The following is a 24,414-nucleotide window of genomic DNA, read 5'->3' on the forward strand; positions in this document are numbered from 1 at the left end:
CGCGCGGTGGAGATCGCGCGTCGGTCGGCGGTACCACCTTGGGTGCGACCTCGGGATGAGGCGCATGGGACGATTCAGGAGTTGTCCGCACGACGGGGAGGGGGGCCGTGACGTCACCGGAGCAGGGCCGGCTCGCGGGTCCGCTGTCGATGTCCGTGGCCAACCTGTGCCACCGCCTGCAGCCGCAGGTCTCCGCGCGCACCGCCGCCGGGTTCGCCGAGGTGCTGCGGCGGCTCGGCGCGCCGCTGCAGGTGGCCGTGGCCGGCCGGATCAAGTCGGGCAAGTCGACGCTGGTCAACGCCCTGATCGGCCGCCGGGTGGCGCCGACCGACATCGGCGAGTGCACCCGGCTGGTGACCCGGTTCCAGTACGGCACGGTGGACCGCGTGGAGATCGTCTTCACCGACGGCCGCAAGCAGGTGCTCCCGTTCGCCGCCGACGGCATGATCCCCGCCGAGCTGGGCGTCGACATCGAGCAGGTCTCGCACATCGAGGCGTACCTGACCAACGCGGTCCTCCAGGGCATGACGGTGATCGACACCCCGGGTCTCGGCTCGCTCGACGCCGCTTCGGTGTCCCGCACCGAGCAGCTGCTGGGTGCGGCGAAGCACCGCAAAGAAGAGGACGAGGAGGGCTCGGACGAGCTCGACGACACCTCGCGCAACGCCGTCGCCGGCGCCGAAGCCGTCCTGTACGTCGTCACCCAGGGCGTCCGCGCGGACGACCAGCAGGCCCTCGCCGCCTTCACCGCGGCCACGGCGAGCCGCGAGGCAGGCCCGGTCAACGCGATCGCCGTGCTCAACAAGGCCGACACCATCGCGCCCGAGTCCGTCGAGGGCTCCGGCGGCGACGTCTGGAAGGCCGCGACGCTGCTCGCCGAGAAGCAGGCGTCGACGCTGAAGCCGCGCGTCGCCGACGTGCTGCCGGTGATCGGCCTGATCGCCGAGTCCGCGGAGTCCGGCGGGTTCACCTCCGCCGACGCCGAGGCCCTGCGGCAGCTCGCCGAGCTCGACGACGACGTCCTGCAGACCATGCTGATCTCGGCCGACATCTTCACGAGCTGGGAGTGCGACGTCCCGGCGGGCACCCGGCTGCGGCTGCTGGAGAAGCTCGACCTGTTCGGCATTTCGCACGCCGTCGAGGCCATCCGCAAGGAACCGGAGATCACGGCGGGCGCGCTGCGGCGGGCGCTGCTCGACGCGTCCGGCCTCGAAGCCGTCCGCCAGCGGCTGTCGATCGTGTTCGCCGCCCGCGCCGACGGCATCAAGGCCGCCGCCGCGCTGGCCTCGGTGACCGCGCTCGCGCACGCGTCGGCCGACCCGGCCGAGCGCCAGCGCGTCCACGACGCCATCGAGGTGCTGCTCGCCAAGCCCGAAGCCCACCAGCTGCGGCTGCTCGAAGCGCTGACGCTGGTCGCTTCGGGCGCGGTCGACATGCCGGAGGACCTGTCCGAAGAGGTGCTGCGGGTCGGCAGCAACGCCGACATCGGCGCCCAGCTCGGCAAGCCGGGCGCGCCCCGGCCGGAGCTGGCCGCGCACGCGCTCGAACGCGCGGGCTGGTGGCGCTCCTTCGCCTCCTTCGGGGCGACGCCGGCGCAGAGCCGCGTCGCGCATGTGGTCCACCGGGCGTACTTCTTGATCTGGCAACAGGTCCGCGAAGCGTGAGTTTGTTTCTGCTTGCCGACTTTCGCTGGTAGGGCCGTTTTCCCGCGTACTGTTGAGACGTGCGCCTAGAAAACACGACATCCTGGCGAGTCGGGTGGAGCAGCGAGACCGAGGTCGACGTCGCGCTGTACATCCGTGACGCCCTGGCACTGTCCGTTTCCGAAGGACAGGTGCTGCCGCCGGTGGAGCCGCAGGTCCCGGTGCACGTCCCGGCCGCGATCGACCGGGCCGCCGTCCAGGCGCAGTGGGCCGACTGGTGGACCGACCTGCTCGCCTTCCTGCGCAACCGCGAGGATCCGGACCCGCGCAGCCCGCGTTCCCGGTACGGCAGGCCCGCGCTGGCGCACGGGTCCGCGATGCGCCAGGCGCTCGACTTCTTCGCCCCGGCCGCCACCCGCCACTTCGCCAACGCCCGGGGCCCCGCCCTGCGCGGGACGAACGAGCCGGCGGGCGGCACCCCGTGGGCCCCCGGCTTCTACCGCCGCCAGATCGTCGCCGGCGAGCGGCTCGGCCAGCTGGTGCGCGAGGCCGAGGTCCGGCTGGGCCGCCGCGCGTACCCGTTCCGGTTGAACGTCATCGAGATCTCGGTCGCCGGCTCGATCTGGCTCCGCACGGCCGAGGACCAGCTCCTCGTCTCCTCCCGCCTCGCCGAAGACGGCCCCGGCCTGGAAGCCGTGCTCCGCGAGGTGATCGACCAGGTGGTGTGATGCCCCGCCCATCACGCGAGATGCGCACCCAATCACGCGAGATCCGCGGCTGATCACGCGGGATCCGCCCCGGGTTTCATAAACCGAGCGCGCGGTCTGATAATGAGCGGCATGGAGACGACCGTCGACGAGCCGTCGTGGCTGCGCACCGGGTCCTGGGTCGGCTGCCCGCTCCTCGGGGGTGCGCTCGGCGTGGGTGTCTGGGCCATCGCCGAGTGGGTGAGCGGCCTGCCCGCCTTCCCGTTCCAGGGCGTGTTCAAGGTGCTCACGAAGCTGCCGCAGCCGTGGGCGACGCTGGCCGCGGTCGCCGGCGGGCTGGTCCTCGGCCTGGTCTTCGCCGCGGTCTGGGCCCACGAACGGCTGGTCGTCACCGTCTCCCCGACCCGGGTCACCCTGGTCCGCGGCGACAAGACCCGCCGCATCGAGGCCGACCTCGAAGCCGTCTACCTCGACGGCAAGGAGCTCGTCCTGCGCACCACCGACGGCCGCGAGATCGCCCGCGAGAAGACGGACCTGCGCAACCACGAGCTGGCCCCCGCCTTCGCCGAGCACGGCTACCCCTGGCACGACGAACCACCGGTCGAGCGATGAGGACCGTCGACCCGGCCAAGCACGCTGCCAAGCGCCGGGCGATCGTCGACGCCGCCGCCGGCTGCTTCGCCGAGAAGGGCTTCGAGCGGACGACGACCGCGGACATCTGCCGGGCCGCGGGCATCAGCTCCGGCAGCCTCTTCCACTACTTCCCCAGCAAGCGCGCGGTCTTCACGGCGATCTTCACCGACGACGCCGCCGAGACGGCCGAACGCCTCGAAGCGGCGGCGAAGACGGACGATCCGCTGTCGGCGCTGCTCGACGTCGTCACCGAACTGGCCGGCCAGCTCGCGCACCCCGCGGTCGTCCGGCTCGTGCTGGAAGCCGCCGCCCAGGCCGCCCGCGACGACGAGTTCGCCCAGCTGATCCACCGCAACGACAGCGCCCTGCGCGACGGCCTGGCCGTGCTGGTCACCCGCGCCTCGGTGGGCGGGCTGATCGACCCCGGCGTTCCCCCGCGCGCGGTCGCCGGGTGGGTCGCCGGGCTGCTCGACGCGATGATTTCGCGGGCCAGTCTCGACCCCGGCCTCGATCTGGCGGCCGAACAGGCGATCCTCCGGACGATCCTGATCCGGTTCCTTCGCCCGGTTCCGCCCCCGGACGGCGGCTGAGTCCGCCACACTGGAGTCATGGCGTGGTTCCGCAAGGAGGGAACCGGCAGCGGCGCCGCCGCGTCGGACACCGATGTGCACCCCTTGCAGCAGGTAAGTGATCTCGAGCGCGCACTCGCGGATCGCCAGGCGCTGATCCGGATGTGCCTGTACGCACTGGACCGCGCCCGCAGCGGTGGCGTCGTCGAACGCCTGGAAGAGGGGCTCGCCGCGATCGGCGTCCATGCCCTGCGGCCCGACGGCGAGCGGTTCGACCCGGCCCGCCACGAAGCCGGCGGCGCGGTGCCGACCGAGGACCCGGCGCTCGACGGCATCGTCGCGGAAACCGAGGTCGCCGGCTTCGCCGACCACGACCGCCTGCTGCGCGCCCCGATCGTCACCGTCTACGCGAAGAAGAGCCCGTGAGCGCACCGACCGCGCCGAGCCTGCCCGCGCAGGTCGCCGCGACCCGAGACCAGCTGCTGACCGTCGTCCGCGAGGCCGATCCCGCCGCCGCGAAGTGGGTTGAGAACATCCGGAAGACCCGGCCGAAGAAGCCGGCCGTCGTGGTCGTCGGCGAGACGAACCGCGGGAAGAGTTCGCTGGTCAACGCCCTGCTCGCGATGCCGGGGCTGTCCCCGGTGGACGCCGACGTGGCCACCGCGACCTACCTGGTGTTCGACCACGCGGACACCTGGGGCGCGCAGGCCTGCTACCCCGGCCAGCTCGCCCCGGTGCCGATCGACCTCGGCCAGCTGATCCACTGGGTGTCCGCCGCGCACGAGCTGCCGCCCGGGCAGCTCCCGCCGCGGTACGTCGAGGTCACCGGGCCGGTGCCGCTGCTCGAACGCCTGTCGCTGGTGGACACCCCGGGCGTCGGCGGCCTCGACTCGATGCACGGTGAGCTCGCCAAGGAAGCCGCCGCGGGTGCCACCGCGCTGCTGTTCGTCGTCGACGCCTCGGCGCCGTTCACCTCGACCGAGCTGCAGTTCCTGCGTGACGTCGGCGAGCGGGTCGAGACAGTCGTGTTCGCGCTGACCAAGGTGGACATGTTCCGCGGCTGGCGCGAGGTCATGGAGGCCGACAAGCAGCTGCTGCGCGAGCACGCGCCCCGCTTCGCCGACGCCGTGTTCCACCCGGTGTCGGCGCGGATGTTCGAGACCGCGGCCAAGGCACCCAACGAGCAGATGGCCGCGATGCTGCGGGAGAAGTCCGGCGTCGCGGCGATCCAGACGGCGCTGCAGGAACTGCTCGTCGGCCGGTCGGCGATGCTCGGTGAGGCCAACACGCTGCGCGCGCTGTCCAGTGCGCTGGGCGAGCTCAAGGCGAAGCTGCAGGCCGAGAGCCGCGCGCTGTCGGCGGGCGAGGCCGAGGCCGAGCAGCTGCGCGAACGCCGTGACCAGCTGCAGGCCGAACGCCGGAGCTCGACCCGCGGCTGGCAGCTGAAGCTGCGCGGCGAGGTGCAGCGCACCCGCGTCGAGGTCGGGCACGAGAGCAGCCGGCAGATGCGGGACGCGCAGACCCACTTCCGCCAGCTGATCGACGCGGCCAAGCGCGACGAGCTGGCCGCGTTGCCGCAGCAGGTCGACATCGCGCTGCAGACGACGTCGCAGCGCGTCTCGATGCTGCTTTCGCAGCGGCTGAACCAGGTCACCAACGTTTCGCTGGCGGAGCTGTTCTCGCCGGAAGAGCTCGACGTCATCCGCGCGCAGTTCGCCAGGGCGGGCGGGCCGCCGGTGGTGCTGCGGCCGCCGGACAAGAAGCCGCCGACGGCCGAGGACAAGCTGCTCGTCTTCATGGGCATCTCCGGTGGTGTCGGGGCCGGCAAGGTCGCCGCGCTGCCGCTGGCCGGCGTCGCGATCCTGAACCCGGTCGTGCTGCCCGCGACGATCATCATCGGCCTCGGCGCGGGCTGGTGGATGGCCCGCACGCGCAAGCACGCGGCCGACAAGCAGCACATGAAGCAGTGGCTGGTCGAGGCGATCGCGGATGCCCGCTCGACGCTCGACCAGCTCGTCGCCGAGCAGCTCATCGAGGCCGAGCAGCAGCTGTCGATGGCGCTGGACGAGGCGCTGGGCCGGCGCATCGACGCGATCGAGGCCGAGCTGAAGGAAGTCGACAAGACGATCAAGATGGGCGCGCAGGAGCGGGCCAAGAAGATCGCCGTCGTGTCGAAGCGGCTGAAAGAGGTCAGCGACGGCCGCGAGCGCGCCGAAGCCTTCCTGACGCGGATCCGGGCGCTGCGGGACAAAACCGCCTGAGCACCCGTCCGGTTGTGGAGCGGAACCGAACGGGCCTACGGTGAGTCATACCCTCAGACAGCAGGTCGGAGCGTGTTACCCGGTTCGAAGGGGGAAGTCCCATGTGGGTCGACGAGAGTGGCGGCAGCGACACCGACGCGAGCAGCCCGGACGCGATGACCGTCCACGTCGACGGCCAGGAGTACCAGGCCGAGGTCAACTACGACGTGAACGAAGACGGGGTGAACGACACCGCGATCATCGAACACGACGACGGCTCGGCCCAGGCCTTCATCGACACGAACCACGACGGCGAGGCCGACCACTACGCCGTGCTGGACGAGAACGGGAAGGTCGTCGAGCAGGCGGTCTACGACGAGGCCAGCGGCCAGTGGGTCCAGGACGGCGGCTCCGGCGGCCACGACGACTCCGGCACCGGCCGGGACGACAGCTCCGGCGGCCACATCCACGCCGACCTGCCGGACGGCGAGGTGGACGCGGGGGTCGCGACCATCGACACCGACCACGACGGCCACAACGACACCGCCATCGTCGAGACGAAGAGCGGCGGCACCATCGCCTTCACCGACAAGGACGGCGACGGCGAAGCGGACATCGCGGTGCAGACCGAGTCCGACGGCACGACCACGACGTTCGAGCACTCCGGCCCCGGCCAGTGGACCGAAGTCTCCAGTGGACTGGTGAACGACGGCGACCCCGCCGCGGACGCGGCCTGGGGCGAGGCCGGCACGCAGACGCTGGAAGGCGTCGCGCGCATCGACTCCGGCACGGGGCAGTGGATTTCGCCGAACTGAAAGTGACCCACGTCATAGTTTGAAAGCCCGGGGCCGCGGCCCCGGGCTTTCTTCATGTCTTCAATGAAAACGAGCAGGTCACAGCTGTGTCGCGCGCCACCGGAAGATTTTCACCGAATGCACCGATCAAGTGACATCTGAATCGATTCCCTTATCGTTCTTGTGAGAGAACCTACACGTCAGCTCTCGGTTACTTGCCGGTCATGCGGCTACTCTCGGGGAATCCCAAAACATCCACACCGGTTCGCCAGCCGGTGTGCGAAGCCATTCGGTCGCCGGCAATGACGCCCGCACCGGGACAACGTCGTTCCGGTGCGGGCGCATTTGTCGTCGGAAGTCAGGAGTAGAGATGACCGCAGTCGCCATCCCCGGACTGGACACCGCGCCGACGACGCACACTGGCGTGCTGTCCTTCGTCCGGGAGGTCGCCGAGCTGACCACCCCGGACCGGGTGGTGTGGGTCGACGGGTCTGACGAAGAAGCCGCCCGGATCAACCAGGAGCTGGTCGACGCGGGCACGTTCGTGCAGCTCAAGTCGAAGCCGAACTCCTTCTGGGCCACTTCCGACCCCGACGACGTCGCCCGCGTGGAAGACCGGACCTTCATCTGTTCGGAGCGTCCCGAGGACGCCGGTCCGACCAACAACTGGATGGACCCGGCCGAGATGAAGGCCACGATGACCGAGCTGTTCCGCGGCTCGATGCGCGGCCGCACGATGTACGTCATCCCGTTCTGCATGGGCCCGCTCGGCGACGAGAATCCCAAGCTGGGTATCGAAATCACCGATTTCGCCTACGTTGTCGCGTCGATGCGCGTGATGACCCGCGCCGGCAAGGCGGCGCTCGACAAGTTCATCGCGCCGGATGGCAGCGAGCGCGAATTCGTGCCCGCGCTGCACTCGGTCGGCAAGCCGCTCGAACCGGGCGAGCAGGACGTTTCCTGGCCCTGCAACGAAACGAAGTACATTTCGCACTTCCCCGAGGAGCGCGCGATCTGGAGCTACGGCTCGGGTTACGGCGGCAACTCCTTGCTTGGCAAGAAGTGCTACTCGCTGCGGATCGCGTCGGTGATGGCCCGTGACGAGGGCTGGCTCGCCGAGCACATGCTGATCCTCAAGCTGATCTCGCCCGAGGACAAGGTCCACTACGTCGCGGCGGCGTTCCCGAGCGCCTGCGGCAAGACCAACCTCGCCATGCTGCAGCCGACCATCCCGGGCTGGCGCGCGGAGACCCTGGGCGACGACATCGCCTGGATGCGCTTCGGCGAAGACGGCCGCCTGTACGCGGTGAACCCGGAGTTCGGCTTCTTCGGCGTCGCGCCGGGCACCGACTGGCACACCAACCCGAACGCCATGCGCACGATCGAGAAGGGCAACACGGTCTTCACGAACGTCGCCCTGACCGACGACGGCGACATCTGGTGGGAGGGCATGGAGAACAAGCCCGAGCACGCCACCTCGTGGAAGGGCGAGGACTGGACGCCGGAGTCGGGCGAGAAGGCCGCCCACCCGAACTCGCGCTACTGCACGCCGATGTCGCAGTGCCCGATCCTCGCGCCGGAGTGGGACGACCCGAAGGGCGTGCCGATCTCGGCCATCCTGTTCGGCGGCCGCCGCAAGACCACCGTGCCGCTGGTGAACGAGGCCCGCGACTGGCAGCACGGCGTGTTCATGGGCGCCACGATGTCGTCGGAGACCACGGCGGCCGCGGCCGGCGCGGTCGGCAACGTGCGCCGCGACCCGATGGCGATGCTGCCGTTCCTCGGCTACCACGCCGGTGACTACTTCAAGCACTGGCTGACCCTCGGCAAGAACGCCGACGCGAACAAGCTGCCGAAGATCTTCTACGTCAACTGGTTCCGCCGCGGCGACGACGGCCGCTTCCTGTGGCCGGGCTTCGGCGAGAACTCGCGGATCCTGAAGTGGGTCATCGAGCGCGTCGAGGGCAAGGGCAACGCCGTCGAGACGCCGGTCGGCTTCGTGCCGCGCGCCGAGGACCTCGACACCGAGGGCCTGACCGAGCCGATCGAGGACATCCAGGCCGCCCTGGACGTCAAGCCCGAGGAGTGGCGCGAGGAGCTGCCGCTGATCGAGGAGTGGTTCGCGAAGATCGGCGACAAGGTCCCGACGTCGCTGCGTGACGAGCTCGACGCGCTGGCCCAGCGACTCGGCTGAACGCACTGAGGCGAGAAGGGGACGTCCCGAGGGACGTCCCCTTCTCCCTTTCCGGGTAGTTTCGCGGCCATGAGACCGTTCCGGTTCGGCGTGGCCTTGTACGTGCCCGGCTCGCGGGCCGAGTGGATGGCGAAGTGCCGCCGGGCCGAGGACCTCGGCTACGACGTCGTCGGCGTGGTCGACCACCTCGGCCGGGTCGCGCCGGTGCCGGCGCTGCTGCTCGCCGCCGAGGCCACCGAGCGGATCCGGCTGAACACCTACGTGCTCAACGCGAGCTTCTGCAACCCGGTGCTGCTGGCCAGGGACGTCACCGCGCTCGACGAGTTCACCGGCGGCCGGGTGGAGCTCGGCATCGGCGCCGGGTACGTCCGCGAGGAGTTCGAAGCCGCCGGGGTCGGCTGGGGCACGCCCGGCGACCGGTTCCGACGGCTCGTCGACGTCGTCACCGAGATCGAGCGGACCTTCGACGGCCGGCCGAGGCCGCCCCTGCTGCTCGGCGGCCGGGGCGACCGGATGCTGACCTTCGCCGCCGCGCACGCCGACACCATCGCCCTCACCGGCACGGCGCCGGGTGCGGCCGAGGGACGGCTGGCCTTGGCCGGTGCCGGCGCGCTGGCCGAGCGCGCCGCCTTCGTCGAGCGGGTGCTCGACGGCCGGGACGTCGAACTGAACCTGATGGTCCACTTCGTCCGGATCACCGACGACCGGCGGGCGGCGCTGGAGGAAGCCCACCAGCTGGTGCCGCACCTGGGCGTCGAGGAGCTCGGCGAGCTGGCGACGGTCCTCGTCGGCTCCGCGGAATCCGCGGCCGAGCAGCTGCTGCGCACCCGCGAAACCCTCGGCGTCAGCTACTTCACCGTGCTCGAAGACGATCTCGAGCGGCTGGCCCCGGTGATCGCCCGGCTTCGCTGAGTACCTTGGTCGTCATGACTGGGGATTTTCGTTTCGGTGTCAACATGATCGTGCCGGACAGCCGCGCCGCCTGGGTCGAGAAGTGCCGCAAGGCCGAGGAACTGGGCTTCGACGTCCTGTGCGCGGCCGACCACCTGGGGATGGCGCCGCCGTTCCCGGCGCTCGTGCTGGCCGGCGAGGTCACCTCGCGCGTCAAGCTGACCACCTTCGTGCTCAACACGCCCTTCTACAACCCCGTGCTGCTGGCCCGCGACGTCACCGGCACCGACCAGTTCACCGACGGCCGGCTGGAGCTCGGCCTCGGCGCCGGGTACGTCAAGGAGGAGTTCGAGGCCGCGGGGATGCCGTTCCCGTCCGCGCGCGAACGCGTCGACCACCTCGAACGGACGATCATCGAGCTCGAGCGGCGCTACGCCGACCCGGAGCACAAGCCCGCGCCCGTGCGTCCCGGAGGACCGCCGCTGCTGCTCGCCGGCCGCGGCGACCGGATACTGACGCTGGCCGCCGAGCACGCCGACATCATCGGCTTCACCGGGACGACGAAGACACCGGACGGCGCCGCGCTGGCCCCGGCGAGCGCCGAGGAGATCGAGGAGCGGGTCGAGTTCGTCCGCGCGAAGCTCGGCGACCGCACGGCCGAGTTCAACCTGCTCTGCCACTTCGTGAACGTCACCGACGACCGCGCGGGTGCGCTCGAGAAACTGGCCGAACTGACCCAGGGCCTGCTGAGCGCCGACCAGCTCGCCGAGGTCCCGACCGCGCTGGTCGGCTCGCCCGCCGCCGTTGCCGAGCAGCTCCACGCGCACCGCGAGCGGTTCGGCCTGACCTACTACACCGTCCTGGAGCACAACATGGACCAGTTCGCCCCGGTTCTCGAACACCTCAAATGATCGACGCGAAGACACTCGGCGTCCGGGCCGGCGAGCTGTGGCTGTTCGACGACCTCGACTTCTCGGTCGACCCCGGCGAATGCGCGGCGATCGTCGGGCCCAACGGGGTCGGCAAGTCGACGTTGATGCGGTGCTTCTACGGCATGCAGAAGCCGCAGCGGGGCCGGGTGCTCATCGACGGCAAGGTGCCGGACGAGCGGGACGTCGAGTTCCGGCGCAAGGTCTCGGTGCTCTTCGACGATTCCGACTTCTTCGCCGAGCTGACGCCGTTGCAGCACCTGGAGCTGCTGTCCGGCTCGTTCGGCGCCGACCTCGGTGACCACGAGGAGCTGCTGCGGGACGCGGGACTCGGCGAACGCATGCGCGTGACGTCCGGGCACTTCTCCGCTGGCCAGCGCCGGCGCCTCCTGCTGCTCGGCGTCACGGCCCGGCCGCACCGGGTGCTGCTGCTGGACGAGCCGGAACGCGCGCTGGACACCGCGGGCAAGGAGTGGCTGGTCGAGGTGATCGGCCGGTCGACGGCGGCCGGCGCGGCGGTCGTGGTGGCCACCCACCACCCGCCGCTGCTGGAGGCCGCGGACAGCGTGCTCGAACTGTGGTGACCGCGGCTCCGCGCAGGATGCGGATCCCGGGCCGCAAGCGGTTCGGCGGGGTCTTCAGCGGCGACACCGCCACCTTCGTCTTCCTGTTCGGCTTCGGGTTCCTGTTCACCGCGTTCTTCCACGTCGACGGCTGGCGGCCGGCTCTCTACGGGTCGTCCACTGTGGACTTCCCGGCCGTGCTCGGGCTGTTGACGCTCTGCTGCGCGGTCGGCTGGCGCGGCCTGCTGCGCCGCGGTTTCGCCTGGGTCGAACCGGCGCAGCTGACCTGGCTCGACTTCGCCCCGGTCGACCGCGGCCGGGTCGTCACGCTGCGGCTGCTCGGCGCGTGGACCGGCGTGGTCGCGGTGACCGGCTACCTGGCCGCGCTGCTGCTCGCGGTCGGCGGCGCCGAGCTGGACCAGTGGCGTGCGGCGGTCGCGATCGTCGTCGCGACCGGGGTGGCGGCCTTCGCGTCGGCGAGGCGGACGCCGGTGCGCGTCGACGCGCTCGGCCCGCTGGTGCTCGCCGTCCTCGGCCTGGCGATCGCTGCGCTCGGCTTGGGCCCGGCGGCCGTCCAGTTCGTCGCGGCGGGGGTGCTCGGCGCGGCCCTGCCGCTGGCCTTCGGCGGCGAGCCGGTGTCGCACGCGGGCCGGGCGGCGCTGCTGGCCGGGTGGGACGGCCGGGTGCTGCGCTCGGTCGCCGTCACCTTCCTCGATCCGATGATGCTGCTGCCGCCGTCCGCGCCGGTCGGCGGGTTTTCGCTGCGCCGCCCGACCCCGCTGCGGCTGGCCTTGGCGGGCACGCTCGGCCGGGCGCGGTACGCGGGTGCCGCGCTGCTGGTCGGTCTCGCGGTCGTCGTCGCGCACATCGCGGTGCCGACGGTGCCGGGCGCGGTCCTGGTCGGCATCGGCGCGTACGTCGCACTGACGCCGTTCGGCGGCGGGCTGGGCGAGCTGTGGCGCAATCCGGGCCGGCGGCGGTGGCTGGGTTCGAGCGACCGCGACCTGGTACTGGCCCACGGCCTGGTGCTCGCCGGCGTGGGTCTCGTCTGGTGGACAGCGCTCTTCGTGGTCACCCTCGCGGGTGGGACGTCGTTCGCCGCCGGTGCGTGGCTGGCCGTGCCGCTGTCGGTGCTGTCGATCCTGCGCACGGTCACCCGCACCGCCGTTGACTACGCGAATCCCGGGTTCGTCGACACCCCGATGGGCCCGATGCCCGCCAACCTGGCCCGTCAGCTCTTCCGCGGGCTCGACCTCCAGGTCGTCGGCATCGTGCTGCTCGCCGCCGCCGTTTGACCTACGCTCGTTGCGACGAAGGGAGCAGCGAGTGGGCGGCGGGCACGCACCGGGCGTCGGGCGCAGGGCGACCAGCGAGTTCCCGGCCGGCTGGACCGACGAGCAGATCATCTCCGTGGTCAAGGACGTCGCCAACGACCCCAGCGAGGCCCGGCGGCAGCAGCGCAACGGCCGCTGGCGCTGCGCCGGCGAGCGCTTCAACGTGCACGTGATCGTGCTGGTCGAGGACAACGGGCACGTGCACACTGCCTACCCGGTGGCGGGGCCCGGCGTGGTCCGCAACCCCGACACCGCCCGCGACCCGGCGAACCCGACGGTCGCCGACCTCAAGGGCAACCGGATCAGCTTCTTCGCCGACAGCGTCCTGACCATGATCGGCAACCGGCTCTCCCCCGAGGACTACACGCACTACCGGACGCTGCTGTGGGCCGGCGAGTGGGAGGAACTGGCCGACGTGCTGGCCGCACACGCGTACCGGGTCGGCTTCGGCTTCTCCGCCGACGAGTTCTCCGACTTCGAGAAGCTGCTGAACAGCTACGACCTGCCCGTGCCGGGCTGCGCGTTCCTCAACGACCGCGAGCACATCCTCAAGCAGCTGCGGCCGATCTAGCGGAAGTCGTACCCGCGGAACGCGGCGATCGGGACGTAGCCGAGGCGCCGGTACAGGGCGTTGCTCGTGACGTTGGCGGGATCGGTGTAGATGACCACGTCCGTCGCGCCGTCGGCGAGTGCGGCCTGGCTCGCCGCGACCGTCACCGCGCCCGCGTAGCCCCGGCCGCGGAACCGGGCCGGGGTGTAGACGGGGTCGATCCGGACCATGCCGGCCAGCAGCGGGGTCGAGCCCGCCATGGCGACCGGACCGCCGGTCTCCCAGAACGTGAACTGCTTGCCGGCGAAGTTCGAGGCGGCCCATGACCGCTCGTCGGCCACGGGCGGCTGCCCGACCGCGGCGGCGAACTCGCCGCACCAGCGCACGACCTCCGCGTGGTCCGGCGCGGTCGAAGCGCGGCCTTCGGGCATCGGGTCGGGCGGGGTGAGCGTGCCGAGCCGGTGGAGCCGGACCCGCACCCCGAGCACCGGCTCCGCATCGGTGCGCCGCTGCCACGCTTCGGCGAACGCGGTGGCGGTGTCGTCCTCCGCGGTCACTCCGGACAACGGCCGGCCGGCCAGTTCCGCGGCGAGCGCGTCCGCCGGTTCGGGGGCGACCGAGGTCAGGATCAGGCGTTGCGCCGGACGGAGGTAGCAGATCGCGTGGACCTTGCCGTCCTGTTCCAGCCGGCCGAAGAGGGTGCCGTCCTCCGGGTTCGTCCGCAGCTTCTCGAGCCGGGTCAGCTGCGAGGTGTGCAGGGCCGGCCGCGAGTGCAGGAAGTCTCCGGCCTCGGCGAGGAAGCCGTCGATGTCGCCGGTGAGGTGCCAGCGCATGTCCGGGCGGTCAGCTCGCCTGGGACAGCGGTGGCGACGCCGCGGGCGCGACGGCCGCGCGCAGCTCCTCCAGCGGCAGGCCGACGGCGTCGGCGATGGCCGCGACCGTGAAGAACGCCGGTGTCGGGATGCGGCCGGTCTCGATCTTCCGGAGCGTCTCGACGGAGATCCCGGCCTCGGTGGCGACGTCGACCATGCTCCGGCCGGCCCGCGCCGCTCGCAGCGCCTGGCCGAGGCGTTCGCCCCGCTCGCGCTCTTCATCCGTCAGTGGCACTCGAACCATGAACGGGATTCTAATACCACTAGTTGTCCACTGCCTGTGGACAACTCTGTGCACAGGTGTGGAAAAGCCCCGCCGAACCGGAGTTCGGCGGGGCTTCCACAACACCTGGTGGTGTCAGGCGCCCGCGGGCACCGGAAGTGGCATGCCGGGCAGGCTCTGGTCGTTCGGCACCACGCCGTCGACCAGGTAGGCCTCCACGACCTTGTCCACACCCGCGTTGCCGCCGGCGTAGATGCCGTGGTCACCTTCACCGGTGATCGTCAGCATCCGCGAACCCGCGAACGCCTTGTGCGCCCGCTTCGCGCCTTCGATCGGCGTCGCCGGGTCGTGCTCCGACTCGACGATCAGCACCGGCGGGACACCCTTGCCGTCCAGCACCGGGAGCGGGGACGGCGGCTTCTTCCAGAACAGGCACGGCTGGATGAACCAGCCGGCACCCAGGAGCGGCAGCTGCTTGTCGATCAGCTTCTGCGAGTCCTTGATGGCGCTGTTCGGCGAGCCGGTCCACGGACCCTCGTTGCACGGGATGGTCCAGAAGCTGGCGTCGTAGGCGTCGCCGTCGGCCGGCACCATCAGCGGCTGGGCGCCGTAGGTGACGGTGCTCTTGTCGGCCGCCTTGGCCTTCTGCGCGGCCGAGGACTTGGCCGCCGCCGAGGCGGTGCCCTGGGTCAGCGTGCGGACGCTGACCAGGTAGTCGGCCAGGCCGGGGAAGGCGCGCTTCGAGTAGATCTGCGACGCGATGAACGAGTCGAGCCCGTTGGCCGAGACGGTCGAGCCGTCGGGGAGGGTGACCGCGCCCTGGGTCAGGGCGTAGCGGACCTGCTCGTAGGTCTGGCGGGCCGCCTCGCCGGTGGTGCCGAAGTGGTAGAGGCTGTCGTACTTCGCGATCCACGGGAGGAAGTCCTGCCGCCAGCGGCGCTCGAAGCCGAGCGGCTGCCAGTCGAACGACTTCTGCCAGGTCGTGGTGAACTCGGTCGCCGAGTCGAGGACGAACCGGCCGGTGTGCGTCGGGAAGGCCTGCGCGTAGTGCGCGCCCATCCAGGTGCCCGCCGAGTAGCCGACCCAGTTGATCTTGTCCCGGCCGAGCAGCACGCGCAGCAGGTCGATGTCCTTGACCGTCTGGTCGGTGTTGATCAGCGGGCCCAGCTCGCCGGACTTCTGCTGGCAGGACAGCGCCGCGTACTTCGTCGCCTGCAGGATCAGGTTCAGGTTGCCGCGGTCGCGGTCACGCGGGTCGAGGTCCGCACCGGTGCCGATGGCGCCGCCGCAGGTGATGTTGGTGCTCTTGCCGGTGCCGCGCGGGTCGAAGCCGACGATCTCCTGGTGCTCGCGCAGCTTCGTCTGGTTGCGCAGGCGGGCCGGGAAGTTGCGGCCGGGCGCGCCCGGGCCACCGGGGTTGGTGACGACGCTGGCGGTGGCGTCCGACTTCGCCTTGAGCCGGCTGACCGCGATGGTCAGGTCGATCTGCGCGTTCGCCTGGTACCAGTTGCGCGGCGTCTTGTAGGTCGCGCACTCCATGTCCTCGGCGCCTGCGGGCGGGGCCGTCGGCAGCTCGGAGGGGACGGCGCACTTGTGCCAGTCCAGCTTCTGGTTCGCGTACTGCGCCGGGATGTTCGTGGAGTTCAGCGGCTGCTTACCGGCCGCGACCTCCTGACCTGCGAACGCAGGCGTGAACCCGGCCAGCAGGGTGCCGGCGATGGCCGGGATCACCACCGCGTAGCGGAGTCGTGTCATACGGTTGCCCCTTTTGGGTTTTGCGCGTGCGGAGTCGGCTATTGATATCGGGCCCACCGGGGCGGGGCAACCGACGTTGGTCGGCATCGCCGACCGGGGCGATCAAATCGATATCGGACAGACGTGACGGGCTGTCACTGAGGTTCTAAGGTCAGGCAGTCGGTTACGGGAGTGTTAGGTGAGGTCGATGTCGACTGCAAAGCACGACGGAAAGGTGCGCGGGTTTCAGTTCAGCCCGTGGAACCTGCTCCTGATCGTCCCCCTGCTTGTCCTGGTCACGCCACTGTTCAACCTGGACGGACCGCGGTTGTTCGGGATGCCGTTCTTCTACTGGTTCCAGTTCCTCTTCGTCGGGATCGGGGTGCTGAGCACCTGGATCGTCTACCTGATGACGCGGGACAAGCCCACCTCCGACGGCCCGGACAAGCTGAGCGTCGACGAACTGGACGAGGGGGACGCTCGATGAGCAACCTGCAGTGGCCCGAGCTGATCATCTTCACGCTCCTGTTCGCGCTGGTGACGGTCCTCGGCTTCATGGCCTCCCGCTGGCAGCGCGGCAGCACGCTCGACCACCTCGACGAATGGGGCCTCGGCGGCCGCAAGTTCGGCTCGTGGATCACCTGGTTCCTGCTCGGCGGTGACCTCTACACGGCGTACACGTTCGTCGCGGTGCCCGCGCTGGTGTTCAGCGCCGGCGCGCTCGGCCTCTACGCGCTGCCGTACACGATCGTCGTCTACCCGATCGTGCTGCTCCCGGCGTTGCGGATGTGGTCGGTCTCGCGGGTGCGCGGTTACGTCACCCCGGCCGACTTCGTGCGCGGGCGCTTCGGCTCGCCGATCCTCGCGCTGCTGGTGGCGATCACCGGCATCGTCGCGACCATGCCGTACATCGCGCTGCAGCTGGTCGGCCTCGAAGCCGTGCTGCGGACGATGGGCATCAACGGCTCCGGCATCGTCGGGCACCTGCCGCTGCTGGTCGCCTTCATCATCCTGGCCTTCTACACCTACCAGTCCGGCCTGCGGGCGCCCGCGCTGATCGCGTTCGTCAAGGACATCCTGATCTACCTGGTGATCCTGGTGGCGATCATCTACCTGCCCTCGAAGCTCGGCGGCTGGTCGCACATCTTCGACACCGCGGTGGCGAAGTTCGACAAGACGCCGGCGAAGACCGACGGCATCCTGCTCAACGCCAACAACCAGCTGCAGTACGCGACGCTGGCGCTGGGCTCGGCGCTCGCGCTGTTCCTGTACCCGCACTCGCTGACCAGCGTGCTGGCCTCGCGCGGCCGCAGCGTGATCAAGCGGAACATGGTCGCGCTGCCGGCGTACTCGCTGGTGCTCGGCCTGCTGGCGCTGCTCGGCTACGTGGCGATCACGGCGGGCGTCAAGCCGCTGACGAACGCGGCCACCGGCAAGGCGGACGGCAACACGATCGTCCCGGTGCTGTTCGACAACCAGTTCGCGTCGTGGTTCGCCGGTATCGCGTTCGCCGCGATCGGCATCGGCGCGCTGGTGCCGGCCGCGATCATGTCGATCGCCGCGGCGAACCTGTGGACCCGCAACATCTACAAGGAGTACATCCGCAAGAACGCGACACCGCAGGAAGAGGCGAAGCAGGCGAAGCTCGCTTCGCTGGTCGTGAAGCTCGGCGCGGTTGCCGTGATCATCCTGATCGACCCGCAGTTCTCGATCGACCTCCAGCTCATCGGCGGCGTGCTGATCCTGCAGACACTGCCGGCCGTGGCGCTGGCGCTGTACACGCGCTGGTTCCACCGCTGGGGCCTGATCGCGGGCTGGGTCGTCGGCATCGGCTGGGGCCTGATCATGCTGTACGGCATCCCCAACCCGGCCAACGGAAAGCAGCACTTCGGCGGTTCGGCGCTCTCGCTGGGCAACCTGTCGATCTTCGGCTGGCACCCGTTCGCGGGCTCGGCGGTCCAGATCTACGTCGGTTTCGTGGCGTTGATCGGCAACCTCGTGGTGGCGGCGATCGTCACGGTGATCGCCCGCCGGATGAAGGTGTTCAACGGCACGGACGACACCGAGCCGGAGGACTACCACACCGACGAGCACGACAAGAACCTGCGGCCTATCGGCGTCCACTGAGGACGATCGGCCGCGAAACCAGGTAGAGCACCAGGCCGTTGAGCAGGTGCCAGAGGAAGTGCGTGCCGACCGGGACGTAGTCACACACGTCCCGGTCGAGCGTGCGCAGGCTCAGTGAGAGCGCGAAGATCGCACCCGCCACGGCGAAGTGCGTCCAGTACGCGTCGCGCCGGAAAGCGAGCACCGCGGTGAAGACGCCGAGACCGATCAGCGCGGAGAGGTAAAGGCCTCCGCCCAGCAACGCGGTGGCCGCGGTCAGCACGAGGAACGCCGGCGCGGCGACCCACGCCCACCGCCGGCTCCAGTACTCCCGGACGAACACCACGGCGTACACCAGCGCGAAGACGAGGATGGCGCCCGAGTCCGCGACGGCCGCCCACCGCGTCGCGAGCAGGTGGAAGACGGTGCTCGCCACGAAAACGAGCCCGATCAGCCCGGCGAGCAGCCGGCCGGTCCGGTCCCCCGCGGCCAGCCGCCACACGAGCACGGTGGCAACGAGGAAGGCGAGGTTGCTGAGGCTGTTGAGCGGCTCTCCCCAGAGCCCGGGCGCAACGCGTTCGCAGTACCCGTCGACGTAGTCCGTCACGCGCCCACCCAACCACGGCCGGCTCCGCCGCTAGAACTCCAGGCGCCAGGTTTCGTCGGTGAGCGCACGCCCCCAGTCGTCGAAGTCCTTCTCGGTGACGAGCTCGAACCCGGCCGCGCGGTAGATCGAGCGGGCGGCGTCGAGGATGGAGACCGTCGACAGCTCCATCGCCCGGTAGCCGTGGGCCTTCGCGAAGGAAACGCACTCGGCCACCAGCCGCTTGCCGACGCCGTGGCCGCGCGCCGCCGGTTCGAGCAGCAGAAGCCGGAGCTTCGCGGTGTCCGCGTCCGGCCCGCGACCGCAGCCGATGCTGCCGACGCGTTCGCCGTCGAGCTCGGCGATCCAGAACGCCTGCCGCGGGTTGTCGCTGTTGTCGAGGAATTCCGCGGCGAGCCGGGCGACGAGCGCCTCGAACCGGGCGTTCAGGCCGTACTCGCGGGCGTACAACGCACCGTGGCGTTCCACCACCCAACCGAGGTCGCCCGGTCGTGGCGGGCGGAGGACGAGGGCCGGGTCGCGGCGGTGGTCACCCACCAAGTCGCTGATCGTGCGCATCGCCATCAGCAGGCGTTGCTGGTCTTCGTCGGCGAAGCGGCTCAGGAGGCCGCCGATCTGCTCGGTGGAGCGGCGGTTCAACACGGCGAAGGCGTCCCGGCCCGCGTCGGTCGGCCGGACGAGCTGGCGGCGGGCGTCCTCCTCGGACCGTTCGCGCACGATCAGCCCGCGCGACTCGAGGCGCGCGAGCAGCCTGCTGGCGTAACCGGCGTCGAGGTCGAGGCGTTTCCGCAGGTCCGTCACCGGAAACGGGTCCTGGTGGGCGAGCTCGAAGAGCACGCGGGCTTCCGGCAGCGAGTACTCGGCGTCCGCCGGGCCTTCGTCGAGCACCCCGATGACCGAGGTGTAGAGCCGGTTGAAGGCGCGGACTGCGGCGACCCGGTCGGCCGGCGGAGTGTCGTTCATTGACCACCTCAACAAGTTCGTTGACGAAGTCAAAGATTACTGCAGACCAGCGGCGCGGCAAGGGATTTACCGGAGAAATGGGAAACCCCGTGATGCTGCCAGGTCGGGGGTCCGCCAGCATCACGGGGTCGTACTGGGTATCGACGCCCCTTCGGGCAGCGTTACACCATGAGCACGATGTGGCCTAGGTCACTCGAATGGGCGACCGCCACGGGGTGAGAGATCAGCGCATGTAGCCCGAGCGAGCCTGCGCGATCGCGATGAGTTCCTGACGGACCGTCGCGGTGGCGGCGGTGTCGATCGCCCGGTTCAGCGCCCGGCGAGTGCGAGCCTCGGCGCGACGGGCACGGAGCTTGGCGGCGATGTTGTTCATCGGTTTCTGCATCCCCTTCGAGGGTCTTGGTGGCTTGTAGGTCTAGTATGCGCCTTTTTTCACAAGGATGCCAATGAATATCCGGTGACTTGGCGCACTTGCCGATGAATCATCGGAAAACTTGGGTATCGGCCGGAGAGATTCGGGGTGGCGGCGGTCACGGCCAGGCAACCCGCTACGGCTCTCTAAGAGCCTCTAGTAAAAAGCCAAGAGAGCCTTAGTCAGGCTCATAGACCGCGAGACAGGCGGAAAAGCCAAGGTCAGTCGCGTCCGAGCAGGTAGTGGCCGAAGTGCGGGACGGTGAAGGCGATCTGCCCGCGCTCGGCGGAGTAGACGAGGCCCTTCTTCATCAGGCTGTCGCGCGCCGGCGACAGCGACGACGGCTTCCGTCCGAGGAACACGGCGACGTCGGCGGTGCCGGCGGGCTCGTCGCGGCCCTGGGTCAGCGAGGCCATCGCCTGCAGGTACTCCCGCTCGGCCGGCGTCGCGCGCTCGTAGCGCGAGCCGAAGAAGCCGACGGCCAGCTCTGACTCCGCCTCGGGCGCCGCGACCTGCACGTCCTTGACGGTGATCGGGTCGGACGGTGCCGCGTCCCAGGCCGCCTTGCCGTAGGCCTGGATGAAGTAGGGGTAGCCGCCGGACGCGTCGAAGAGCGCGTCGAGCGCTTCCGGTTCGATGCCCGCGTCCTCGCGTTCGATCGGCGCCATCACGGCGAAGTCGGCGTCCTCGCGGCTGAGCCGGTCGATGCGCGCGTACCGGAAGAGCCGCTCGGAGTAGGACTTCGACGCCGAGAGCACCGCGGGCACGTGCGGCAGCCCGGCCCCGACGACCACGAGCGGCGCCCCGGACTGCGACAGCTCGTGGCAGGCCGCGCACAACGCCGAGACGTCGTCGGGCTGCAGGTCCTGGATCTCGTCGATGAGCAGCGCAACGCCGGTGCCGACGTCCGCGGCCAGCTCGGCGACGTCGGTGAACAGCTCGACGAGGTCGATTTCGATGTCCCCGGAGTCGGCCCGTCCCTGCGCGGCGGGCACGTCGATGCCCGGCTGCCACCGGTCGCGCAGCTTGGCGTCGGGCTTGTTGGCCCGCAGGGCGAAGGCCTTGAGCACCCCGAGCACCTCTTCGACCCGATCCGGCGCCCGGTGCCGCACGGCGAGGTCCCGGATGGCCCGGTGCAGGGCGGCCGACAGGGGCCGCCGCAGCTCGGCGTCCGGCCGGGCTTCGATCTTCCCGGCCCCCCACTTGTGCCGGAGCGCCATCGCCCGCAGCTCCCCGAGCAGCACGGTCTTGCCGACACCCCGCAGCCCGGTGAGCACGAGACTGCGTTCGGGTCTCCCCCGCGCAACGCGTTCCAGAACCACTTCGAAGGCTTTGAGCTCACGCTCCCGCCCGGCCAGCTCAGGCGGCCGCTGACCGGCGCCCGGCGCGAAGGGGTTGCGGATGGGGTCCACTCTGCCAAGCTATCGGCGTTTCTAGCGTGAGCCCGATATTCCGCCATAGACGGCTAGCGCGTGTCGCCCAGGTTCGACCGGATGGCCGTACATAGAGACGAACAGGTCTGCAGCCCTGCTCGTCCCTACCCCCAGTGCGCTCATACGACGCGTCACCGGTCGCTCAGGTTCCGTTCCGCGTAGATCTTCATCGCGTCCCGGACGAATTCCGCTCCGCCGCCTTCGAACCCGTAGCGCGGGTCGTCCGCATACAGCTGCCCGAGGCCCGCGAAGTACCCCGCCGACACTGACGAAACCGCAGGCCGCAGCCACTCGTGCAGCCGCCGCGTGATCGCCTGGACCTCGTCCGAATCCACGGCGAGGCCCGAAGCGCGCGCCGCGTCGAACGCCGCCGCGATGTCCCGCTGCTCCTGCTGGTGGGCTTCCTTCTCCGCTGCCGACAACGAACTCCACCACTGGTCACCCTGCTGGTACGCGTCAGCGCCCCAGCGTTCGGTGACCTCCTTCTCGTACCTCGTGTGGTCGAACCCGTCGAACACTTCTTCTGCCATCAGTCGTTCACCTCCCTTCAGTTTCCGGAGGGTCGTGCGGACCGACTCGATCTGCCGTCCGATCCGCCGCCGCTCGGCTTCGAGCAGCTCCAGGTGGGTTTCCAGGGCCGCGGCGCTGTCGCGCTGCCCGTCGAGCACCTCGGCGATCGCCGGCAGCCCGAGCCCGAGCTCGCGCAGCAGCAGGATCCGTTGCAGCCGGACGAGCGCCTGCTCGTCGTAGTAGCGGTAGCCGTTGCCGCCGATCCGGCTGGGCTCGAGCAGGCCGACCGCGTCGTAGTGGCGCAGCGTCCGGCTCGTCGTCCCGGCCGAGCGGGCGATGTCCTGGATCGACCACTCCATGCCGACGACGATAGAAGTTGACGCAGCGTCAAGGTCAACCGCTAACTCTTTATAGCGCTCTCTAGTGCCAGGACGATAAAGAGCCAGAAAGCGCGATGAGGATTCGAGCCCGGGCCGAGCGGGCACCCACGGAGTAGGTTCGACCAGGCACCGGCCCGTACGAGGAAGGCTATGACCGTGATACTCCGTCGAGTGGCACGTCCCCTGCTCGCCACGATCTTCGTGACGGGCGGGATCAATGCGCTGAGGCAGGCCGAGGGCCACGCCAAGGCGGCGGAACCGTTCCTCAACAGCGCGATCGACAAGTTCGGCGACAAACTCCCCGAGCAGATCCCGCGGGACCCGGTGACGCTCGTCCGGATCGACGCCGCGGTGAAGGTCGGCGCCGGGCTCGCGCTCGCAGCAGGCAAGGCGCCGCGGCTCGCCGCCGGGCTGCTGCTCGGCAGCCTGGTGCCCACGACGCTGTCGACGCACAGCTTCTGGGCCATCAAGGACCCGGGCGAGCGCCAGCAGCAGCAGATCCAGTTCTTCAAGAACGCGAGCCTGGCCGGTGGCCTGCTGCTCGCGGTGGCCGACACGCACGGGAAGCCGTCGGCGGCCTGGCGCGCGAAGCACGCCGCGAAGGACGTCGGCGCCGCGGCCGGGAAGCTGAGCCGCAAGGCCGAGAAGCGCGCGAACAAGCTCGCGAAGCGGGCCCAGAAGGCGCTCCCCAACTAGCACGCGAAAAGGGCCGCCCCGGGTGAGGGGCGGCCCTTTTCGCGTGGGTTACTTTTCCAGGATCGCGGTGACGCCCTGGCCGCCGGCCGCGCAGATCGAGATCAGGCCGCGGCCGGACCCCTTCTCGTGCAGCAGCTTCGCCAGCGTCGCGACGATCCGGCCGCCGGTCGCGGCGAACGGGTGCCCGGCCGCCAGCGACGAGCCGTTGACGTTGAGCTTCGCCCGGTCGATCGCGCCGAGCGGCTCGTCCAGCTCCAGCTTCTCCTTGGCGAACGCCGGGTCTTCCCACGCCTTGAGCGTGGCCAGTACCTGCGACGCGAACGCCTCGTGGATCTCGTAGAAATCGAAGTCCTGCAGCGAAAGCCCGGCGCGGGCGAGCATCCGCGGCACGGCGTAGGCGGGTGCCATCAGCAGTCCATCCATGCCCCCGCCACCACCCTCAACGGAGGCGCTGTGCGCCGCTGGTCGACCTTTGTCGCCGTGGACGTAGTCGACGGCCGCGGTCTGCGAGAACGTCAGGTAGGCCAGCACCGGCAGCTTGTGCGCCTTGGCCCACTCGTCGGTGGCGAGCAGGACCGTCGACGCGCCGTCGGTCAGCGGCGTCGAGTTGCCCGCCGTCATGGTGCCGTCCGGGCCGCCGAAGGCCGGCTTGAGCTTGGCGAGCTTCTCCGCCGTCGAGTCCGGCCGCAGGTTCTGGTCGCGCGCGAGCTTGAGGAACGGCGTCACGAGGTCGTCGAAGAACCCGCGGTCGTAGGCGGCGGCGAGCTTCTGGTGGCTGCTCGCGGCCAGCTCGTCCTGCGCCTCGCGGGTGATCTCCCAGACCTTCGCGGTCAGCGCGGCGTGCTCGCCCATCGACAGGCCGGTGCGCGGCTCCTCGTTGCGCGGGATCGCCGGGACGATGTGCCCGGGGCGGATCTTCGCGACGAGCTTGAGGCGGTCGCCGAGCGTCTTCGCGGCGTTGAGCTGGATGAGGATCTGGCGGAGGTCCTCGTTGACGGCCAGCGGCGCGTCGCTGGTGGTGTCGACGCCGCCCGCGATGGCCGAGTCGATCTGGCCGAGCGCGATCTTGTTGGCGACGTTGACGATCGCCTGCAGGCCGGTGCCGCACGCCATCTGGACGTCGGACGCGGGCGTCGCGGGCGAAAGCTTGCTGCCCAGGACGCTCTCGCGGGCCAGGTTGAAGTCCTTCGAGTGCTTGAGCACGGCGCCGGCCGCGACCTCGCCGATCACCTCGCCCTGCAGGGAGAACCGGCTGACCAGGCCGTCGAGGGCGGCGGTGAACATGTCCTGGTTGGAGGCCTTCGCGTACGGGCCGTTGGACCGCGCGAACGGGATCCGGTTGCCCCCGATGATCGCGACCTTGCGCACGGCGGGCGTCTTCTTCGGTGGCATGACTTCACCTCTCTGGTCGTGTCCCTCACACTGTAACCTACT

The 24,414-nt window shown here is 70.3% G+C and carries 25 protein-coding genes; 16 read left to right on the forward strand and 9 right to left on the reverse strand.

All coding sequences use genetic code 11. The annotated features are described in order from the left end of the window. Window positions 1-149: 149 nt before the first annotated feature. The 13 genes from HUT10_RS28000 to HUT10_RS28060 all read left to right on the forward strand — a co-directional run bounded on the left by HUT10_RS28000 (window position 150) and on the right by HUT10_RS28060 (window position 13,068). Complete coding sequence (locus HUT10_RS28000; RefSeq protein WP_176178047.1) at window positions 150-1,664, forward strand: dynamin family protein; 1,515 nt, start codon at window positions 150-152, stop codon at window positions 1,662-1,664. 59 nt (window positions 1,665-1,723) lie between these two features. Beyond that, window positions 1,724-2,371: a hypothetical protein gene (locus HUT10_RS28005; RefSeq protein ID WP_176173928.1), complete on the forward strand. Its 648-nt coding sequence runs from the start codon at window positions 1,724-1,726 to the stop codon at window positions 2,369-2,371. A gap of 111 nt (window positions 2,372-2,482) precedes the next feature. After that, window positions 2,483-2,962, forward strand: a complete 480-nt coding sequence (locus tag HUT10_RS28010) for a hypothetical protein (RefSeq protein ID WP_176173929.1) — start codon at window positions 2,483-2,485, stop codon at window positions 2,960-2,962. Further along, the gene (locus tag HUT10_RS28015; protein WP_176173930.1) at window positions 2,959-3,573 is read left to right on the forward strand and encodes a TetR/AcrR family transcriptional regulator; all 615 of its coding nucleotides are present in this window, start codon (window positions 2,959-2,961) and stop codon (window positions 3,571-3,573) included. The genes HUT10_RS28010 and HUT10_RS28015 overlap by 4 nt, the downstream gene beginning before the upstream one ends. Before the next feature lie 18 nt (window positions 3,574-3,591). Further along, window positions 3,592-3,978, forward strand: coding sequence for a nucleotide exchange factor GrpE (locus tag HUT10_RS28020; protein WP_176173931.1), 387 nt, complete (start codon window positions 3,592-3,594; stop codon window positions 3,976-3,978). Further along, a complete protein-coding gene (locus HUT10_RS28025; protein ID WP_176173932.1) occupies window positions 3,975-5,813 on the forward strand; it encodes a dynamin family protein in 1,839 nt (612 codons plus the stop codon). The genes HUT10_RS28020 and HUT10_RS28025 overlap by 4 nt, the downstream gene beginning before the upstream one ends. Before the next feature lie 101 nt (window positions 5,814-5,914). Beyond that, on the forward strand, window positions 5,915-6,607 hold the full coding sequence (locus HUT10_RS28030) for a hypothetical protein (RefSeq protein WP_176173933.1): 693 nt from the start codon (window positions 5,915-5,917) through the stop codon (window positions 6,605-6,607). 349 nt (window positions 6,608-6,956) lie between these two features. Then, window positions 6,957-8,780: a phosphoenolpyruvate carboxykinase (GTP) gene (locus HUT10_RS28035; RefSeq protein ID WP_176173934.1), complete on the forward strand. Its 1,824-nt coding sequence runs from the start codon at window positions 6,957-6,959 to the stop codon at window positions 8,778-8,780. 69 nt (window positions 8,781-8,849) lie between these two features. Continuing rightward, entirely contained in the window at window positions 8,850-9,692 is an 843-nt protein-coding gene (locus HUT10_RS28040) for a TIGR03621 family F420-dependent LLM class oxidoreductase (protein ID WP_176173935.1), read from the forward strand. Between the two features lie 14 nt (window positions 9,693-9,706). Further along, on the forward strand, window positions 9,707-10,582 hold the full coding sequence (locus tag HUT10_RS28045; RefSeq protein WP_176173936.1) for an LLM class F420-dependent oxidoreductase: 876 nt from the start codon (window positions 9,707-9,709) through the stop codon (window positions 10,580-10,582). Next, window positions 10,579-11,184: an ATP-binding cassette domain-containing protein gene (locus tag HUT10_RS28050; protein WP_176173937.1), complete on the forward strand. Its 606-nt coding sequence runs from the start codon at window positions 10,579-10,581 to the stop codon at window positions 11,182-11,184. Before HUT10_RS28045 ends, HUT10_RS28050 begins: the two co-directional genes overlap by 4 nt. After that, on the forward strand, window positions 11,178-12,458 hold the full coding sequence (locus HUT10_RS28055) for a DUF6297 family protein (protein WP_176173938.1): 1,281 nt from the start codon (window positions 11,178-11,180) through the stop codon (window positions 12,456-12,458). The genes HUT10_RS28050 and HUT10_RS28055 overlap by 7 nt, the downstream gene beginning before the upstream one ends. Window positions 12,459-12,489: 31 nt before the next feature. Further along, entirely contained in the window at window positions 12,490-13,068 is a 579-nt protein-coding gene (locus tag HUT10_RS28060; RefSeq protein WP_176173939.1) for an EndoU domain-containing protein, read from the forward strand. Here the strand turns inward: HUT10_RS28060 and HUT10_RS28065 are convergent. The 3 genes from HUT10_RS28065 to HUT10_RS28075 all read right to left on the reverse strand — a co-directional run bounded on the left by HUT10_RS28065 (window position 13,065) and on the right by HUT10_RS28075 (window position 15,897). Next, the gene (locus HUT10_RS28065; RefSeq protein WP_176173940.1) at window positions 13,065-13,880 is read right to left on the reverse strand and encodes a GNAT family N-acetyltransferase; all 816 of its coding nucleotides are present in this window, start codon (window positions 13,878-13,880) and stop codon (window positions 13,065-13,067) included. The two genes, HUT10_RS28060 and HUT10_RS28065, sit on opposite strands and share 4 nt — an antisense overlap. A 10-nt stretch (window positions 13,881-13,890) precedes the next feature. Further along, complete coding sequence (locus tag HUT10_RS28070) at window positions 13,891-14,163, reverse strand: helix-turn-helix domain-containing protein (RefSeq protein WP_176173941.1); 273 nt, start codon at window positions 14,161-14,163, stop codon at window positions 13,891-13,893. Between the two features lie 114 nt (window positions 14,164-14,277). Next, window positions 14,278-15,897 carry an alpha/beta hydrolase gene (locus HUT10_RS28075; RefSeq protein ID WP_176173942.1) on the reverse strand — a complete coding sequence of 540 codons (1,620 nt, stop codon included), beginning with the start codon at window positions 15,895-15,897 and terminating at the stop codon, window positions 14,278-14,280. 187 nt (window positions 15,898-16,084) lie between these two features. Between HUT10_RS28075 and HUT10_RS28080 the strand changes: the two genes are divergently transcribed. Together HUT10_RS28080 and mctP are read left to right on the forward strand one after the other, a co-directional pair. After that, a complete protein-coding gene (locus tag HUT10_RS28080; protein ID WP_176173943.1) occupies window positions 16,085-16,363 on the forward strand; it encodes a DUF3311 domain-containing protein in 279 nt (92 codons plus the stop codon). Beyond that, the gene (gene mctP / locus HUT10_RS28085; RefSeq protein ID WP_176173944.1) at window positions 16,360-18,003 is read left to right on the forward strand and encodes a monocarboxylate uptake permease MctP; all 1,644 of its coding nucleotides are present in this window, start codon (window positions 16,360-16,362) and stop codon (window positions 18,001-18,003) included. Before HUT10_RS28080 ends, mctP begins: the two co-directional genes overlap by 4 nt. Here the strand turns inward: mctP and HUT10_RS28090 are convergent. The 5 genes from HUT10_RS28090 to HUT10_RS28110 all read right to left on the reverse strand — a co-directional run bounded on the left by HUT10_RS28090 (window position 17,987) and on the right by HUT10_RS28110 (window position 22,263). Beyond that, a complete protein-coding gene (locus tag HUT10_RS28090; protein ID WP_176173945.1) occupies window positions 17,987-18,589 on the reverse strand; it encodes a hypothetical protein in 603 nt (200 codons plus the stop codon). The genes mctP and HUT10_RS28090 overlap by 17 nt on opposite strands. Before the next feature lie 30 nt (window positions 18,590-18,619). Continuing rightward, complete coding sequence (locus HUT10_RS28095) at window positions 18,620-19,549, reverse strand: bifunctional helix-turn-helix transcriptional regulator/GNAT family N-acetyltransferase (protein WP_176173946.1); 930 nt, start codon at window positions 19,547-19,549, stop codon at window positions 18,620-18,622. 223 nt (window positions 19,550-19,772) lie between these two features. Further along, complete coding sequence (locus HUT10_RS28100; RefSeq protein WP_003058002.1) at window positions 19,773-19,934, reverse strand: hypothetical protein; 162 nt, start codon at window positions 19,932-19,934, stop codon at window positions 19,773-19,775. Between the two features lie 248 nt (window positions 19,935-20,182). Next, on the reverse strand, window positions 20,183-21,373 hold the full coding sequence (locus tag HUT10_RS28105) for an ATP-binding protein (protein ID WP_176173947.1): 1,191 nt from the start codon (window positions 21,371-21,373) through the stop codon (window positions 20,183-20,185). Between the two features lie 152 nt (window positions 21,374-21,525). After that, complete coding sequence (locus tag HUT10_RS28110) at window positions 21,526-22,263, reverse strand: MerR family transcriptional regulator (protein ID WP_176173948.1); 738 nt, start codon at window positions 22,261-22,263, stop codon at window positions 21,526-21,528. Between the two features lie 171 nt (window positions 22,264-22,434). Here HUT10_RS28110 and HUT10_RS28115 point away from each other — a divergent pair, with 171 nt between their 5' ends. Further along, window positions 22,435-22,980 (forward strand): DoxX family membrane protein, encoded by a 546-nt coding sequence (locus HUT10_RS28115; protein ID WP_176173949.1) that lies wholly within the window; start codon window positions 22,435-22,437, stop codon window positions 22,978-22,980. Window positions 22,981-23,028: 48 nt separating this feature from the next. Here HUT10_RS28115 and HUT10_RS28120 read toward each other — a convergent pair whose 3' ends face one another. Further along, window positions 23,029-24,372: an acetyl-CoA C-acetyltransferase gene (locus tag HUT10_RS28120; protein WP_176173950.1), complete on the reverse strand. Its 1,344-nt coding sequence runs from the start codon at window positions 24,370-24,372 to the stop codon at window positions 23,029-23,031. Window positions 24,373-24,414: the final 42 nt, after the last annotated feature.

Source organism: Amycolatopsis sp. Hca4, from assembly GCF_013364075.1.
GTDB lineage: Bacteria > Actinomycetota > Actinomycetes > Mycobacteriales > Pseudonocardiaceae > Amycolatopsis.